The organism is Streptomyces sp. OR43, assembly GCF_008042275.1.
GTDB lineage: Bacteria > Actinomycetota > Actinomycetes > Streptomycetales > Streptomycetaceae > Streptomyces.
On record NZ_RDBK01000022.1, the window covers coordinates 139,474 to 155,679 of the forward strand.

14 protein-coding genes and 1 riboswitch are annotated in these 16,206 nt (G+C 71.0%); of the genes, 12 read left to right on the forward strand and 2 right to left on the reverse strand.

Features of this window, described 5'->3' with window-relative positions; all coding sequences use genetic code 11:
* Positions 1–15: 15 nt before the first annotated feature.
* The 10 genes from hpnD (at position 16) to EAO72_RS41895 (ending at position 11,755) form a co-directional block, all read left to right on the forward strand.
* Positions 16–936, forward strand: a complete 921-nt coding sequence (hpnD, locus tag EAO72_RS10440) for a presqualene diphosphate synthase HpnD (protein ID WP_187284999.1) — start codon at positions 16–18, stop codon at positions 934–936.
* Between the two features lie 119 nt (positions 937–1,055).
* Positions 1,056–2,444: a hydroxysqualene dehydroxylase HpnE gene (gene hpnE, locus EAO72_RS10445; protein WP_148016976.1), complete on the forward strand. Its 1,389-nt coding sequence runs from the start codon at positions 1,056–1,058 to the stop codon at positions 2,442–2,444.
* Positions 2,441–3,544, forward strand: coding sequence for a polyprenyl synthetase family protein (locus EAO72_RS10450; RefSeq protein ID WP_187285000.1), 1,104 nt, complete (start codon positions 2,441–2,443; stop codon positions 3,542–3,544). Before hpnE ends, EAO72_RS10450 begins: the two co-directional genes overlap by 4 nt.
* A gap of 107 nt (positions 3,545–3,651) precedes the next feature.
* Positions 3,652–5,655, forward strand: coding sequence for a squalene--hopene cyclase (shc, locus tag EAO72_RS10455; protein ID WP_148016977.1), 2,004 nt, complete (start codon positions 3,652–3,654; stop codon positions 5,653–5,655).
* Positions 5,655–6,314: a phosphorylase family protein gene (locus tag EAO72_RS10460; protein ID WP_148016978.1), complete on the forward strand. Its 660-nt coding sequence runs from the start codon at positions 5,655–5,657 to the stop codon at positions 6,312–6,314. Before shc ends, EAO72_RS10460 begins: the two co-directional genes overlap by 1 nt.
* Positions 6,315–6,319: 5 nt before the next feature.
* The gene (hpnH, locus tag EAO72_RS10465) at positions 6,320–7,339 is read left to right on the forward strand and encodes an adenosyl-hopene transferase HpnH (RefSeq protein ID WP_148016979.1); all 1,020 of its coding nucleotides are present in this window, start codon (positions 6,320–6,322) and stop codon (positions 7,337–7,339) included.
* A gap of 176 nt (positions 7,340–7,515) precedes the next feature.
* Positions 7,516–9,444, forward strand: a complete 1,929-nt coding sequence (dxs, locus tag EAO72_RS10470; RefSeq protein WP_148016980.1) for a 1-deoxy-D-xylulose-5-phosphate synthase — start codon at positions 7,516–7,518, stop codon at positions 9,442–9,444.
* Positions 9,441–10,838, forward strand: coding sequence for an aspartate aminotransferase family protein (locus tag EAO72_RS10475; RefSeq protein WP_148016981.1), 1,398 nt, complete (start codon positions 9,441–9,443; stop codon positions 10,836–10,838). The genes dxs and EAO72_RS10475 overlap by 4 nt, the downstream gene beginning before the upstream one ends.
* An 84-nt stretch (positions 10,839–10,922) precedes the next feature.
* Positions 10,923–11,531 carry a helix-turn-helix domain-containing protein gene (locus EAO72_RS10480; protein ID WP_148016982.1) on the forward strand — a complete coding sequence of 203 codons (609 nt, stop codon included), beginning with the start codon at positions 10,923–10,925 and terminating at the stop codon, positions 11,529–11,531.
* A 47-nt stretch (positions 11,532–11,578) separates the two neighbouring features.
* Entirely contained in the window at positions 11,579–11,755 is a 177-nt protein-coding gene (locus tag EAO72_RS41895) for a DUF6126 family protein (RefSeq protein ID WP_168713529.1), read from the forward strand.
* 65 nt (positions 11,756–11,820) lie between these two features.
* On the opposite strand, the gene EAO72_RS10485 is transcribed toward EAO72_RS41895, so the two are convergent.
* Complete coding sequence (locus tag EAO72_RS10485; RefSeq protein WP_148016983.1) at positions 11,821–12,633, reverse strand: tyrosine-protein phosphatase; 813 nt, start codon at positions 12,631–12,633, stop codon at positions 11,821–11,823.
* Positions 12,634–13,118: 485 nt separating this feature from the next.
* A riboswitch (cyclic di-AMP (ydaO/yuaA leader) is annotated at positions 13,119–13,277 on the forward strand.
* A gap of 3 nt (positions 13,278–13,280) precedes the next feature.
* Between EAO72_RS10485 and EAO72_RS10490 the strand changes: the two genes are divergently transcribed.
* Both EAO72_RS10490 and EAO72_RS10495 read left to right on the forward strand, forming a co-directional pair.
* Positions 13,281–14,234: a M23 family metallopeptidase gene (locus tag EAO72_RS10490; RefSeq protein WP_148016984.1), complete on the forward strand. Its 954-nt coding sequence runs from the start codon at positions 13,281–13,283 to the stop codon at positions 14,232–14,234.
* 250 nt (positions 14,235–14,484) lie between these two features.
* Positions 14,485–15,303 (forward strand): SGNH/GDSL hydrolase family protein, encoded by an 819-nt coding sequence (locus EAO72_RS10495; protein ID WP_148016985.1) that lies wholly within the window; start codon positions 14,485–14,487, stop codon positions 15,301–15,303.
* Between the two features lie 11 nt (positions 15,304–15,314).
* Here EAO72_RS10495 and EAO72_RS10500 read toward each other — a convergent pair whose 3' ends face one another.
* Positions 15,315–16,205, reverse strand: a complete 891-nt coding sequence (locus tag EAO72_RS10500) for an STM4011 family radical SAM protein (protein ID WP_148016986.1) — start codon at positions 16,203–16,205, stop codon at positions 15,315–15,317.
* Between the last annotated feature and the right edge of the window lies 1 nt (position 16,206).

Consider the following 16,206-nt stretch of genomic DNA (forward strand, 5'->3'; position numbering starts at 1 on the left):
GGACAGACGACGTACATGTCGGCACCGGTACAGGCCGCATACAGTTACTGCGAGGCGGTCACCGGACAGCAGGCGCGTAACTTCGCGTACGGCATCAGGCTGCTGCCCGCCGAGAAGCGGCAGGCCATGTCGGCCCTGTACGCCTTCTCCCGGCGGGTCGACGACATCGGTGACGGCGAGCTGGAGCCGGAGACCAAGCGCGTCCGGCTGGAGGGCACCCGCGCGGTGCTGGACCGGATCCGTGGCGGAGCGGTCGACGAGGACGACACCGACCCGGTGGCCGTCGCGCTCGCCGACGCCGCCCGCCGCTTCCCGCTGCCGCTCGAAGGGCTCGACGAGCTCATCGACGGCGTGCTGATGGACGTGCGGGGCGCGACCTACGAGACGTGGGACGACCTCAAGACCTACTGCCGGTGCGTCGCGGGCGCCATCGGCCGCCTCAGCCTGGGCGTCTTCGGTACGGAACCCGGCGCGCCGGGCACCGAGCGTGCCGCCGAGTACGCCGACACGCTCGGCCTCGCGCTCCAGCTGACGAACATCCTGCGCGACGTGCGCGAGGACGCGGGCAACGGGCGCACCTACCTGCCCGCCGACGACCTCGCCAAGTTCGGCTGCTCCGCCGGCTTCCACCGGGCCACCCCGCCGCCCGGCTCCGACTTCGCCGGGCTCGTCCACTTCGAGGTCCGGCGCGCCCGCGCCCTGTTCGCCGAGGGCTACCGGCTGCTGCCGATGCTCGACCGGCGCAGCGGCGCCTGTGTCGCGGCCATGGCCGGTATCTACCGGCGGCTCCTCGACCGGATCGAGCGCGACCCCGAGGCGGTGCTGCGCGGCCGGGTCTCGCTCCCGGGCCACGAGAAGGCGTACGTCGCGGTGCGCGGTCTGTCGGGCCTCGACGCGCGCCACATCTCGCGCCGCACGATCCGGGGGCGTGTCTGAATGCCTCACACGGACATCTCGCGCACCATGTGCATCATGGATGATCACTCCGTGCGGCGGGCAACCCTCTGCCGTACGCATGCGTCCCTGACTGAAGAGACCTGGCGAGAGGGGGACGCATGACGGACGACGCCCTGCGTTCCTCGCGCGCGGTCGTGGTCGGGGGCGGGCTCGCCGGTGTGACGGCGGCCCTGCGGCTGGCCGACGCCGGGCTTGACGTGACCCTGCTCGAAGGACGGCCCCGGCTCGGCGGCCTCGCCTTCTCCTTCCGGCGCGGCGAGCTGACGGTCGACAACGGCCAGCATGTCTATCTGCGCTGCTGCACCGCCTACCGCTGGTTCCTGGACCGGGTCGACGGGGCGGCGCTGGCGCCGCTGCAAAACCGTTTGGACGTGCCCGTTCTCGATGTGGGACGGCTTGCGGGCCCCCGCCTCGGACGGCTGCGCCGCAACGGCCTCCCGGTCCCGCTCCACCTGGCCGCCGGACTCGCCGCCTATCCGCACCTCTCGCTCGCCGAGCGCGCGAGCGTCGGGCGGGCCGCGCTGGCCCTCGGCCGGCTGGACCCGGACGACCCCGCACTCGACGACATCGACTTCGGCAGCTGGCTCGCCCGGCACGGCCAGTCGCCCCGTACCGTCGAGGCGCTCTGGGACCTCGTCGGTGTGGCCACGCTCAACGCCACCGCACCGAACTCCTCGCTCGCGCTCGCCGCGAAGGTCTTCAAGACGGGCCTCCTCTCCGAGCCCGGAGCAGCCGACATCGGCTGGGCCTCCGTGCCGCTCGGGGACGTCCACGACACCCTCAGCCGCAAGGCCCTGGACTCCGCCGGCGTCCGCACCGAACTGCGGACGAAGGCCGGCGCGCTCACCCGTACCGATGACGGACGCTGGGTGGTCGACACCGGCGCCGAACGGATCGAGGCGGACACTGTCGTGCTGGCCGTACCGCAGCGCGAGGCCCACGACCTGCTGCCCGAGGGCGCGCTCGACGCACCGGAGCGGCTCCTGGAGATCGGCACCTCACCGATCCTGAACGTGCACGTGGTCTACGACCGCAAGGTGCTCAGGCAGCCGTTCTTCGCCGCACTCGGCTCGCCGGTGCAGTGGGTCTTCGACCGGACCGAGGCTTCCGGCCTCACCGGCCCCGGCCAGTACCTCGCGGTGTCCCAGTCCGCCGCCCACGAGGAGATCGAGCTGCCCGTCGCCGAGCTCCGCGCACGCTACCTGCCCGAGCTGGAGCGGCTGCTGCCCGCCGCCCGGGGGGCCGGGATCAGGGACTTCTTCGTCACCCGGGAGCGCACGGCGACCTTCGCACCCGCGCCCGGCGTCGGCCGGCTGCGGCCGGGCACGCGCACGCGTGCCCCCGGCCTCTTCCTGGCCGGCGCATGGACCGCCACCGGCTGGCCCGCCACCATGGAGGGCGCCGTCCGCAGCGGTTCCGGCGCCGCGGACGCCGCGCTCCTGGCGCTCGGCCGCCCCCACGAACATCCGCTGCAGGAGGCGGCATGAGCAGTACCACCGGAACAAGAGGAGAGTCAGTGACCCCGGCGAATCCGGCTTCCGACACCGTGGCGGACACCACGGACGTCACCGCGCTTCTGGAGCGCGGACGGGCCCTTTCCGCCCCGGTGCTCCGGGCCGCCGTTGACCGGCTCGCACCGCCCATGGACACCGTGGCCGCGTATCACTTCGGCTGGATCGATGCCCAGGGCAGGCCCTCCGACGGCGACGGCGGCAAGGCCGTCCGCCCGGCGCTGGCCCTGCTGTCCGCGGAGGCGGCCGGCGCCGCCGCCGAGGCCGGCGTCCCCGGCGCGGTGGCCGTCGAACTCGTGCACAACTTCTCGCTGCTGCACGACGACCTGATGGACGGCGACGAGCAGCGGCGCCACCGCGACACGGTGTGGAAGGTGCACGGCCCCGCCCAGGCGATCCTCGTCGGCGACGCGTTGTTCGCGCTGGCCAACGAGATCCTGCTGGAGCTCGGCACCGTCGAGGCGGGCCGCGCGGCCCGCCGGCTGACCACGGCCACCCGCAAGCTCATCGACGGTCAGGCCCAGGACATCTCCTACGAGCACCGCGAGCGGGTCACCGTCGAGGAGTGCCTGGAGATGGAGGGCAACAAGACGGGCGCCCTGCTCGCCTGCGCCTGCTCCATCGGCGCGGTGCTCGGCGGCGCCGACGACCGCACCGCCGACGTCCTGGAGGCGTACGGCTACCACCTCGGCCTCGCCTTCCAGGCGGTCGACGACCTGCTCGGGATCTGGGGCGACCCGGAGTCCACCGGCAAGCAGACCTGGAGCGATCTGCGCCAGCGCAAGAAGTCCCTGCCGGTCGTCGCCGCGCTCGCCGCGGGCGGACCGGCCTCGGAGCGTCTGGGCGAACTGCTCGCCGCCGACGCGAAGAGCAATGACTTCGACAGCTTCTCCGAAGAGGAGTTCGCCGCCCGTGCGGCGCTCATCGAGGAGGCGGGCGGCCGCGAGTGGACCGCCCAGGAGGCCCGTCGTCAGCATGCGGTCGCCATCGAGGCGCTGCATGGTGTGGACATGCCGGAAACCGTGCGGGCGCAGCTCACGGCGCTCGCGGACTTCGTCGTCGTACGAAAGAGATGATGACCATCTGCTCCATATGACTCGCAGTCGCCGGCCGGCGCCCGTCACGGGCGCCGGCCGACGGAGACCCCAGCACAGCAGAGGACCAACTGCACGAAGGGGAAGCCATGACAGCGACGACCGACGGAAGCTCCGGGGCTGTGGACCCCCGAGCAGCCTCGGCCAGTAGTCCGACAACCGAATCAACCATCGCCGCGGACGACGTTCTCGCCGCCGCGCGGCGGGCCGCGGAACGCTCGGTGGAGCACCTCCTCGGCAGGCAGGACGAGCAGGGCTGGTGGAAGGGCGACCTCGCCACCAACGTCACCATGGACGCCGAGGACCTCCTGCTCCGGCAGTTCCTCGGAATTCAGGATCCCGCCACGGTCCGGGCGGCCGGCCGCTTCATCCGCGGCGAACAGCTCGGCGACGGCACCTGGGCCACCTTCCACGGCGGCCCCGGAGATCTCTCCGCCACCATCGAGGCGTACGTCGCACTGCGTCTGGCGGGGGACCGCCCGGACGAACCGCACATGGCGCGCGCCGCGGGATGGGTCAGGGAGCAGGGCGGGATCGCGGCGAGCCGCGTCTTCACCCGGATCTGGCTGGCCCTCTTCGGCTGGTGGAAATGGGACGACCTGCCGGAGCTCCCGCCCGAGCTGATGTTCTTTCCCAAGTGGGTCCCGCTCAACATCTACGACTTCGGCTGCTGGGCCKGCCAGACCATCGTGCCGCTCACCGTCGTCTCCGCGAAGCGGCCGGTACGGCCCGCGCCCTTCGCCCTGGACGAGCTGCACACCGATCCGGACGAACCGAACCCCACCCGCCGACCCGCCCCGGCAGCCAGCTGGGACGGCATCTTCCAGCGCCTCGACAAGGCGCTGCACGTCTACCACCGGTTCGCCCCGCGCCGCCTGCGCCGGGTCGCCATGAACGCGGCCGCCCGGTGGATCATCGAACGCCAGGAGAACGACGGCTGCTGGGGCGGCATCCAGCCACCCGCCGTGTACTCCGTCATCGCTCTCCATCTGCTCGGATACGACCTCGACCACCCGGTGATGCGGGCCGGACTCGAGTCCCTCGACCGGTTCGCGGTCTGGCGCGAGGACGGCGCCCGCATGATCGAGGCCTGCCAGTCCCCGGTCTGGGACACCTGCCTCGCCACCATCGCACTCGCCGACGCCGGGGTCGCCGCCGACCACCCCGCGCTGGTGAAGGCAGCCGACTGGATGCTGGGCGAGGAGATCGACCGGCCCGGCGACTGGTCGGTACGCAGACCCCAACTGGCCCCGGGCGGCTGGGCGTTCGAGTTCCACAACGACAACTACCCCGATATCGACGACACCGCGGAAGTAGTCCTCGCGCTGCGCCGGGTCCGCCACCCGGAGCCGGCGCGGATCGAGGCCGCCATCGAGCGCGGCGTGCGCTGGAACGTAGGGATGCAGTCCCGCAACGGCGCCTGGGGTGCCTTCGACGCCGACAACACCAGCGCGTTCCCCAACAGACTGCCGTTCTGCGACTTCGGCGAGGTCATCGACCCGCCCTCCGCCGACGTCACCGGGCACGTGGTGGAGATGCTCGCCATCGAGGGCCACTCCGCTCACCCCGCGACCCGGCGGGGCATCGAGTGGCTCCTCGCCGAACAGGACGCGGCCGGCGGCTGGTTCGGCCGCTGGGGCGTCAACTACGTCTACGGGACCGGGTCGGTGGTGCCGGCCCTGGTCGCCGCCGGACTGCCCGCCTCGCACCCCTCCATCCGGCGTGCGGTCGGCTGGCTGGAATCCGTCCAGAACGACGACGGCGGATGGGGCGAGGACCTGCGCTCCTACAACGAGGACAAGTGGATCGGCCACGGAGCCTCGACGGCGTCCCAGACCGCCTGGGCCCTGCTGGCACTCCTCGCGGCCGGCCGGCGCGACACCGTGGCCGTCTCGCGGGGCATCGCCTGGCTGGCCGAGACCCAGCAGGCCGACGGCTCCTGGGACGAGCCGTACTTCACCGGGACCGGCTTCCCCTGGGACTTCTCCATCAACTACCACCTCTACCGGCAGGTCTTCCCCCTGACCGCACTCGGACGGTACGTGCACGGCGACCCGTTCGCCGGCCGCACGGCGGTCCGCGAGGGGGCCTGATGGGCGATGCCCCGGGGCCGGCCGGCCCCACCGCCCCGCTGCTCATCGCCTGCGCCCTGGGCATCGAGCACCTGGCCCTGCGCACCGGCAGGGCCAGGGCGGGCACCGCCCCGGGCCCCGTGACCGTACTGCGTACGGGCATGGGGCCGAAGGCGGCCGAAACGGCTGTGGCGAGGGCGCTCGGCCAGAGCCGGGCGTCCGGCGCCGCCGTCATCGCCTCGGGGTTCTGCGCCGGGCTCGCACCCGGTATGCACCCGGGCGACCTGGTGGTGGCCGACGAGACCCGGACAGCCGGGCAGTCGGACGCCTGCACCGGCACGGAACTCCTTGCCGACGCACTCGCCAGGGCCGTACCCGGACGCACCGTCCACACCGGTCCGCTGACCGGTTCCGACCATGTCGTACGAGGGCATGAGCGGGCCGAGCTGCGGGCCACCGGAGCGATCGCTGTGGACATGGAGTCCGCCGCGACCCTGCGCATCGCCCTGCGGTCCGGGCCACGCCCGGTTGCGGCCGTACGGGTGGTCGTGGACGCTCCGGAGCATGAGCTCGTCCGCATCGGCACGGTCCGCGGTGGAATATCGGCTTTCCGTGTTCTTCGTGCCGTCCTGCCGGCTTTCTATGAATGGCACCGATCTTTGCTGCTCCCCAGGAGGTGAGCTAGATGGCCATGCCGCTCCGTCAGTCCATCAAGGTTGCGACGTACCTCATTGAACAGAAGCTCCGAAAGCGGGAGAAGTTCCCGTTGATTGTCGAGCTGGAGCCGTTGTTCGCCTGCAACCTCGCCTGCGAGGGCTGCGGGAAGATCCAGCACCCGGCCGGAGTCCTCAAGCAGCGCATGCCGGTGGCCCAGGCCGTCGGCGCCGTGCTCGAATCGGGCGCCCCGATGGTCTCCATCGCCGGCGGCGAGCCGCTGATGCATCCGCAGATCGACGAGATCGTCCGGCAGTTGGTGGCGAAGAAGAAGTACGTCTTCCTCTGCACCAACGCGATGCTGATGCGCAAGAAGCTCGAGAAGTTCACCCCCTCGCCCTACTTCGCGTTCGCCGTCCACATCGACGGCCTGCGCGAGCGTCACGACGAATCGGTTGCCAAGGAAGGGGTGTTCGACGAGGCGGTCGCGGCCATGAAGGAGGCCAAACGGCGCGGCTTCCGCGTCACGACCAACTCCACGTTCTTCAACACCGACACGCCCCAGACCATCATCGAGGTCCTCAACTTCCTCAACGACGACCTGAAGGTCGACGAGATGATGATCTCGCCCGCCTACGCCTACGAGAAGGCACCCGACCAGGAGCACTTCCTGGGCGTCGAGCAGACCCGTGAGCTGTTCAAGAAGTCCTTCGCGGGCGGCAACCGGGCCAGGTGGCGCCTGAATCACTCGCCGCTCTTCCTGGACTTTCTGGAGGGCAAGGCGGACTTCCCGTGCACGGCCTGGGCCATTCCGAACTACTCCCTGTTCGGCTGGCAGCGGCCGTGCTATCTCATGAGCGACGGGTACGTGCCGACATACCGGCAGCTCATCGAGGAGACGGACTGGGACAAGTACGGCCGCGGCAAGGACCCGCGCTGCGCCAACTGCATGGCGCACTGCGGCTACGAGCCCACCGCCGTCCTCGCCACCATGGGGTCGCTCAAGGAGTCCTTGCGCGCGGCGCGGGAGACCATCGGCGGGAACCGGTGACGTGAGGTCCGCGGGAGAGCCGGCCGCACCGGCTCTCCCCGTTCCGCGGGCCCGGCCCGGACGCCGCCCCGTGCGGGGCACGTCCGGGCCGGGCCGGCGGCAGCCGGTGGGAACGCGCACCGGGGGTCACAGCCGTCATCGTGAGCCGACAACAGGACCAGAGAGGGGGCCCGGGCATGACGCTGCTGCAGTCCATCCGGGGGCCACACGATCTCAAGGCACTGAACGAACCGCAGCTCGGCGAACTCGCCGAGGACATCAGGAAGTTCCTCGTCCAGGCAGTGGCCAGGACCGGTGGCCATCTCGGCCCCAACCTCGGAGTGGTGGAGCTCTCCATCGCCCTGCACCGGGTCTTCGACTCACCCGTGGACCGGATCCTGTGGGACACCGGCCACCAGAGCTACGTCCACAAGCTCCTCACCGGGCGGCAGGACTTCTCCAAGCTGCGCGGCAAGGGCGGCCTCTCCGGATACCCCTCGCGCGCCGAGTCCGAGCACGACGTCATCGAGAACTCGCACGCCTCCACCGTGCTCGGATGGGCCGACGGTCTCGCCAAGGCGAACGAACTCCTCGGCCGCACGGGCCACGTCGTCGCGGTCATCGGCGACGGGGCGCTCACCGGCGGGATGGCCTGGGAGGCGCTGAACAACATCGCCGCCGCCGGGGACCGCCCGCTGATCATCGTCGTCAACGACAACGAGCGCTCCTACGCCCCGACGATCGGCGGCCTCGCCAACCACCTCTCCACGCTGCGGACCACCGACGGATACGAACGCTTCCTTGCGTGGGGCAAGGGCGTCCTGCAGCAGACACCCGTCATCGGGCAGCCGCTGTACGAGTCGCTGCACGGCGCAAAGAAGGGGTTCAAGGACACCTTCGCCCCGCAGGGCCTGTTCGAGGACCTCGGCCTGAAGTACGTCGGACCGATCGACGGCCACGACACCGCTGCCGTCGAGTCCGCACTCCGCCGCGCCACACGCTTCCACGGCCCCGTGCTCGTGCACTGCATCACCGAGAAGGGCCGCGGCTACCTCCCCGCCCTCCGGGACGAGGCCGACCGCTTCCACACCGTCGGTGCGATGGACCCGCTGACCTGCGCCCCGCTCGCACCCGCGGCCGGCCCCTCCTGGACCTCCGTGTTCGGGGACGAGATCGCGTCGATCGGCGCGGAGCGTCCGGACGTCGTGGCCCTCACGGCGGCGATGCTGCACCCCGTCGGGCTGACGAAGTTCGCCGAGGCGTTCCCGGAACGGGTCTGGGACGTCGGGATCGCCGAGCAGCACGCGACCGTCTCGGCCGCCGGACTGGCGACCGGGGGACTGCACCCGGTCGTCGCCGTGTACGCCACCTTCCTCAACCGGGCCTTCGACCAGCTGCTGATGGACGTGGCCCTGCACCGTTGCGGCGTCACGTTCGTGCTCGACCGGGCCGGGGTGACCGGGCCCGACGGTGCCTCCCACAACGGCATGTGGGACATGTCCCTCCTCCAGGTCGTACCCGGCCTGCGGATCGCCGCGCCGCGCGACGCGGACCGGTTGCGCGCCGCGCTGCGCGAGGCCGTCGACGTCGACGACGCACCGACCCTGATCCGGTTCCCCAAGGAAGCGGTGGGGGAGCCGGTCCCCGCGATCGGCACCATCGGCGGCATGGACGTCCTGCACCGCGCCGAGGAGGCCGACGTGCTGCTGGTCGCGGTCGGCGTGATGGCGCCGGTCTGCCTGCAGGCCGCCGATCTGCTGACGGGCGCCCGCATCCGCTGCACGGTGGTCGACCCCCGCTGGGTCAAACCGGTCGACGGCCGGCTCGCGCCGCTCGCCGCACAGCACCGCCTCGTCGCCGTGGTCGAGGACAACAGCCGGGCCGGAGGCGTCGGCTGGGCCGTGGGGCAGGCCCTGCGGGATGCCGGGGTCGACGTACCGCTGCGGACGTTCGGCATTCCCGACCAGTTCCTCGCCCATGGGAAACGGGCCGAGATCCTGGCCGACATCGGGCTCACACCGGTCGAGATCGCGGGCCGGATCAGCGCCGCGCTGGCCACCGGGGGCGCGGCCACCGGCAGGGAACACCATGCCCGGGGCAACGGGCACAAGGAGAGCGGGGCATGAAGGACGACGGGCCCAAGGGCTTCGATGTGGCGCGGCTCCTCGCGGAGCGCGGCGCCGAACGCTACGAGCTGCACACCAAGTACCTCAACCACCAGCTCCCGCGCATGCTGCACACCATCGGCTTCGACAAGGTCTACGAACGGGCCGAGGGCGCGCACTTCTGGGACGCGGACGGCAACGACTACCTGGACATGCTCGCCGGTTTCGGGGTGATGGGGCTCGGCCGGCACCACCCCGTCGTACGCAAGGCGCTGCACGACGTTCTGGACGCCTCGCTGGCCGACCTCACCCGCTTCGACTGCCAGCCGCTGCCGGGACTGCTGGCCGAGAAGCTCCTCACGCACAGTCCGCACCTGGACCGGGTCTTCTTCGGTAACAGCGGCACGGAGGCGGTGGAGACAGCCCTCAAGTTCGCCCGGTACGCCACCGGGAAGCCGAGGATCCTGTACTGCGCGCACGCCTTCCACGGGCTCACCACCGGCTCGCTCTCGGTCAACGGCGAGGCCGGTTTCCGGGACGGGTTCGCCCCGCTGCTGCCCGACACCGCCATCGCGCTCGGCGACCTCGACGCGCTGCGCCGCGAGCTGAAGCGGGGCGATGTGGCGGGCCTCGTGGTCGAACCGATCCAGGGCAAGGGCGTGCACGCCTCGCCGCCCGGATTCCTGCGCCAGGCCCAGGAACTGCTGCACAAGCACAAGGCCCTGCTCATCGCCGACGAGGTGCAGACGGGCCTCGGCAGGACCGGGGACTTCTACGCGTACCAGCACGAGGAAGGTGTGGAACCCGACCTGGTCTGCGTCGCCAAGGCGCTCTCCGGAGGCTACGTACCCGTCGGGGCGACCCTCGGCAAGGACTGGATCTTCAAACGCGTCTACTCCTCGATGGACCGGGTCCTGGTCCACTCCGCGAGCTTCGGCTCCAACGCCCAGGCGATGGCGGCCGGACTCGCCGTCCTGTCGGTCATGGAGGACGAGGAGACGGTGGCCCACGCGCGCCGCACCGGTGACCTGCTCCGCGAACGGCTGGCCGCGCTCGTCGGGCAGTACGAGCTGCTGCACGAGGTGCGGGGGCGCGGCCTGATGATCGGCATCGAGTTCGGCCGGCCGTCCTCGCTGAAGCTGCGCAGCCGCTGGACCATGCTGCAGGCGGCCCGCAAGGGACTGTTCGCGCAGATGGTGGTCGTGCCGCTGCTCCAGAAGCACCGGATCCTGACGCAGGTCTCCGGCGACCACCTCGAAGTGATCAAGCTGATTCCGCCGCTGGTGATCGACGAGGCGGACGTGGACCGCTTCGTGGCCGCGTTCACGGCCGTGATGGACGACGCGCACAGCGGCGGCGGCCTGATGTGGGACTTCGGGCGGACCCTGGTGAAGCAGGCCGTCGCCAACCGCTGACCGGCCCGTTGGTTCCGTGGTGGCGCAGTTTGCCTCGGAGGTAATAAATTTGCCTCCGAGGAAAGGACCTGGCCCAATGGAGGCATGAATCCTCCAGAAGGAGGGGCGGCCGACGAGCTGCCCGGGGTCGCGCCACGCCTGCGCGAGCTGCGTCGCAGCCGTGGTCTCACCCTGGAGACCGCCGCTCAGCGGGCCGGACTCTCGCCCGCCCACCTGTCCCGGCTCGAAACGGGCCGGCGCCAGCCCTCGCTGCCGATGCTGCTCGGACTCGCCAGGATCTACGGTACGACGGTCTCCGAGCTGCTCGGCGAGATCCCCCCGGAACGTGACGCGATCGTCCGGGGCCGGAGGTTCGAGGGCGCCGAGGCCGACGGCTGGATGTACCAGCAGGCCGGCGGTCCGGGCCGGGCGATGCAGGCCCTGCGCGTCCGGGTCCCGTTCGGCGCGCAGGGGGACCTGGTGCGTGTGCACCCCGGCGAGGAGTGGCTGTACGTCCTGGCCGGGCATCTCAGGGTGACCCTCGGGGAAACGGTCCACGACCTCGCCCCCGGCGACAGCGCGCACTTCGACTCGCTCACTCCGCACCGGATCGCGGCCCTGGACCGTGATGGTGCCGAGCTGCTCTTCGTCCACACCCTGCTGCAGAGCCCCGCCGCCGAGCTGTGTCTCGGCAGCGGGATCCACCGTCGCTGAGGCGCTGTCCCCGCCACCGGCCCGCCGGTCGCCAGAGAGGACCTGTCATGTCCGATTCCGAGAACTACGACCCGCTCGGCCCGGGCCGGCCCAAGAACTACGACCCGCAGGAGAAGAAGATGCCCCGCGGGCTCGTCATCAGGCTCTTCGCCTACCTGGTGGCCGGGCACGTCATCGCGGGCTTCCTCTATCTGCTGTTCGCCGTGGGGATGCACAACCAGTAGGCAGGCGGGCGGACCATCCGTAGCCGCCGGGCGGACGGCCGTGGCCGCGGGCTCCGCCCAAGTGGTCAGCCCGCGTCGAGCAGGCGCTCGCGCAGCCGCTCCCGCGTCTGCGGGCTGATCCCGAGACCTTCGGCGAGATAGCGGTCGGTGCCGCCCCAGGTCTCGTCGATGGTGGTGAAGGCGGCGGCGAGATAGTCGGGGTGGGCGCCGAAGAGGGGATTGAGCAGCTCCATCACCTCGGGCGACATTCCGGCGGCGGAGGTGTCGCTGCGGCGGACCTTGTAGCGGCGGTGCGCGTCGTTGGACTTGAGGTAGTCGGCCTCGATGGCCTCGCGCTCGACGCCGACGGCGAGCAGGGACACCGCGATGGAGAGACCCGCACGGTCCTTGCCCGCGGCGCAGTGCATCAGGGCGGGCACGCTGTCCTCGGCCAGGGCGTGCAGCACCCGGCTGTGCTCCCCGGTGCGGTCCAGGATGATCCGGCGGTAGGAAGCGACCATGCGGTGCGTCCCCTTGCCGTCGGCCAGGATCGACCGCAGCTCGTCCATGTTGCCGTCGCGCACCATCCGCCAGAACTCCGCACCGTCCGCCGGGTCGCTGAGCGGGATGCTCACATTGCGCACGCCGGGCAGCTCCACGTCCAGGCCGTCGAGCTTGTGATCGGCGCCGTTGCGGAAGTCGAAGACGGTGTGCAGGCCGAGGCCGGTGAGGAACGCGGCGTCCTCGGCCGTGGCGTGCGCCAGGTGACCACTGCGGTAGAGCCGCCCGTACCGCACCCGGCGGCCGTCCGAGGTGGGCAGGCCGCCCACGTCACGGAAATTGCGGACACCCACCAGCTCCGGCTCCGTCGACGGGGTCTGCGGCAACTGCTGCGTCACGGTCACTCCTGGGGGCTCTGCCGCCGGCGCGTGTCGCCCGCGGGTCCACTCTCGTGACGATACGACATTGATTCCTCAGGCAATCATCTTGGCCGGACCCGCACTTCGGGGCCGTGTGACGGTCCGCCGGACGGGTGTCTCCGTCCGGCCGTGCGGGTCCGGGATCCACGCAGCCGTCCGAGGGCGAGGAGGCAATGAGCGCAGCATGTCCGTATTGGGGGCTTTGGTTGAACTTGCCCTGCTTCCGCGATAGATGATCGCTCTCTCGTGAGCGGGATCATATCCGTGACGGTGTGTGGCGGCGGAGCGGCCGGGTATTCCATGTGCGGCGCGGAAGTCCAAGATCCGTAATCCACGGAGTGTGACCGGAATTCCTCGCCGAATTTCCGGAGCGGAATCCCGCACGGAACCCGTGGCTTGTTTCCGCCGTCCCGGCTCGCTTACGTTCGCTGCAATCCGGACGGACCGCCTAATCCTGCCGCCGCCCGGAATTCGCACCCACTCACCGCGTGGCAGGAGCGGGGGAACCAGGTAAGCCGCCGACCGGGAAACCGGACGGCTCGGGGTGAAGTCGCGCCTGCCGCGACCGGACATCTCCAGTCCGAACCCGACAGCTCACCTCGCAGGCGCCGGAGAGGAAATCCTTCATGCCCATATCGGGTAAGCACCGTCGTCCCAAGTCCAGCACCATCGCCCGTGGCGTCGTCGCCGCGAGTGCCGGCGGAGCCGTCATCGCGCTTCCGCTGCTCGGCGCCACCGGTGCCCACGCCGCGGAGCAGTCCGCTCCGGCCACCTCGAAGTCGGCCGCCGCTCACGCCACCCCGGCCAAGCCGGTCGCGAAGAAGCAGGCCGGCACCACGACCTACTCCGTGGTCTCCGGCGACTACCTGTCGAAGATCGCTGCCGAGCACAAGCTCAAGGGCGGCTGGGAGAAGCTGTACCAGGACAACCGCAAGGTCGTCGGCGACGACCCGAGCCTGATCTTCCCGGGTATGAAGCTGACCCTCGGCGGCAAGGCCTGGGGCCACGCCTCGACCACCTCCACGGGCTCCACCACCCCGTCGAAGGCCCCCTCGAAGGCCCCGGCCACGACCGGGACGAAGGCCTCCACGACCTCGGACTCCTCCTCCTCCTCTTCCTCCTCCGACGACGCGTCGTCCAAGGAGACCTCGGCCCCGGCCGCCCAGAGCAACGACTCCGGTTACGTCCACCCGGTCCCGGGCAACCACACCACCGCCTACCGCGCCTCCGGTGCCAACTGGTCCAGCGGCAGCCACACCGGCATCGACTTCCCCGTCTCCACCGGCACGAGCGTGAAGGCGATCACCTCCGGCACCGTCGTCACCGCCGGCTGGGGCGGCGCGTACGGCAACGAGGTCGTCATCAAGCACGCCGACGGTCACTACTCGCAGTACGGTCACATGTCCTCGCTCTCCGTCTCGGCCGGCCAGACCGTGACCGCGGGCCAGCAGGTCGGCCTGTCCGGCTCCACCGGCAACGCCACCGGCCCGCACCTCCACTTCGAGGTCCGCACGGGTCCGGCGTACGGCTCGGACATCGACCCCATCGCCTACCTGGCGTCGCACGGCATCAACGTCTGATCCGGGTAACACCGGTCCGGTGAACCGGGCCTGAGCAATGCATGGAGGGACGGTGCGCGGCGGCGCACCGTCCCTCTGTCGTCGGCTGCGCGTACTACGCGGAAACGGCACGCGGTCCGCGCGCCGGAAGTGGCCGGTGGTCGCGCTTATTCCCCCTTTACCAAAAACTGACCGGGTGGTCTATCTCACCACCCGTCAACCCCATATTACGGTCGCGTAGGTCACATTCGGCGGTGCAGGATATGCCCTTGTGGCAGACGATTCGAACAACATCCAGCAGGGCGTCATCAACCAACAGGGCGCCATCGGGTCGTACGCGGCGATTGGCGACAGCTTCACCGAGGGAGTCGGTGACCCCGGCCCCGACGGAACCTTCGTCGGCTGGGCCGACCGGTTCGCCGTCCTTCTCGCGGACCAGCTCCCGGACCCCGCTCACGGAAACTTCAGGTACGCCAATCTCGCCGTACGAGGACGCCTCCTCGACCAGATCGTCGAGGAACAGGTGCCGCGCGCCAAGGAACTCGCCCCCGATCTGGTGAGCTTCTGCGCCGGCGGCAACGACATCATCCGGCCGGGCACCGACCCCGACGACGTGGCCGAGCGGTTCGAGCGCGCGGTCGCCGATCTGACCCGGTCGGTCGGCACCGTCATGGTCACCACCGGCTTCGACACCCGCAACGTGCCCGTGCTGCGCCATCTGCGCGGCAAGATCGCCACCTACACCGCCCATGTACGGTCCATCGCAGACCGCTACGACTGCCCGGTCCTCGACCTGTGGTCGCTGCGCTCGGTCCAGGACCGGCGCGCCTGGGACGACGACCGACTGCACCTGTCGCCCGAGGGCCACACCCGGGTCGCGCTGCGCGCCGCCCAGGTCCTCGGCCTCGAAGCGCCCGCGGATCCGGACCAGGAGTGGCCGCCGCAGGCCCAGCGCGGAACGCTCGAAGTACGGCGCGACGACATCCACTGGGCCCGCGAGTACCTGGTCCCGTGGATCGGCCGGCGGCTGCGGGGCGAGTCGTCGGGCGACCACGTGGAGGCCAAGCGGCCCGACCTGCTGCCGCTCTGAGAGGCCCGCGGTTATCGGTCGCCCCGGGCGGACGGGGCGACCGAGGACACCGGCCGCGCCGGTATGCGCTCCAGCACCCCGCCGGCGAAGACGTCGTACAGCGGCAGCGTCTCCAGGTGTACATAGCCGATGTGGCAGTCGCAGACGGCGAGCGGACAGGCCCGGGGACCCAGCGCCGCGCGATAACTGCCGTCGTAGAGATTGCCGAGCTCCGCGCGGACGAAGTGGCAGCGGCGCACCGTGCCGTCGCCGTCCACCGAGATCACCGACTCACCGGTCCGGCAGGGCAGCCCCGCCGATCGGTGCGGATGCCGACTGTAGGGGAACAGCGGGTCGATCGCCGTCCACCGGTCCGCCTCCTCGTCCGTGTAGGTCTGGCCCTCGGCGGCGTTCACCCAGAGGTAGACCTCCTCGGGCAGGGCCGCCCGCAGCCGCCGCGCCTCGGCCAGGTGCCCGTCGAGCCCGACGACCCCCACGCTGTGCCGGATCCCCAGGGCCACCAGCTCCTCGCACCTCCCGAGGAACCGCTCGTACGGGGTCTGGCCGGGGTGGTACGTGCACCAGAGCGCGATCTTGTCGCGTCCGGCGGCACCGGCCGAGGCCAGCCACTGGGTCCGGCCGCCCAGGTTCGTCTGGATCGCCACCCGGCGGACGTGCGGCATCCGCGAGAGCTCGATCATCGCCCGGCGGTACCAGGAGCGGACCAGCCCCTCGCCCCACGGGGTGAACAGCACGGAGATCCGGTCGCCGGTCTGCGCCGCCGCCCACGTCGTGAAGCGCTCCAGCGCGGCCCGGTCGGCCCGCAGCTGTTCCCGGCTGTCACGGCGCTTGGCGAACGGACAGTACGGGCAGTCGTAGTCGCACGACGCGAGCGGACCGCGGTAGAGGATCGTCAGGTCCATC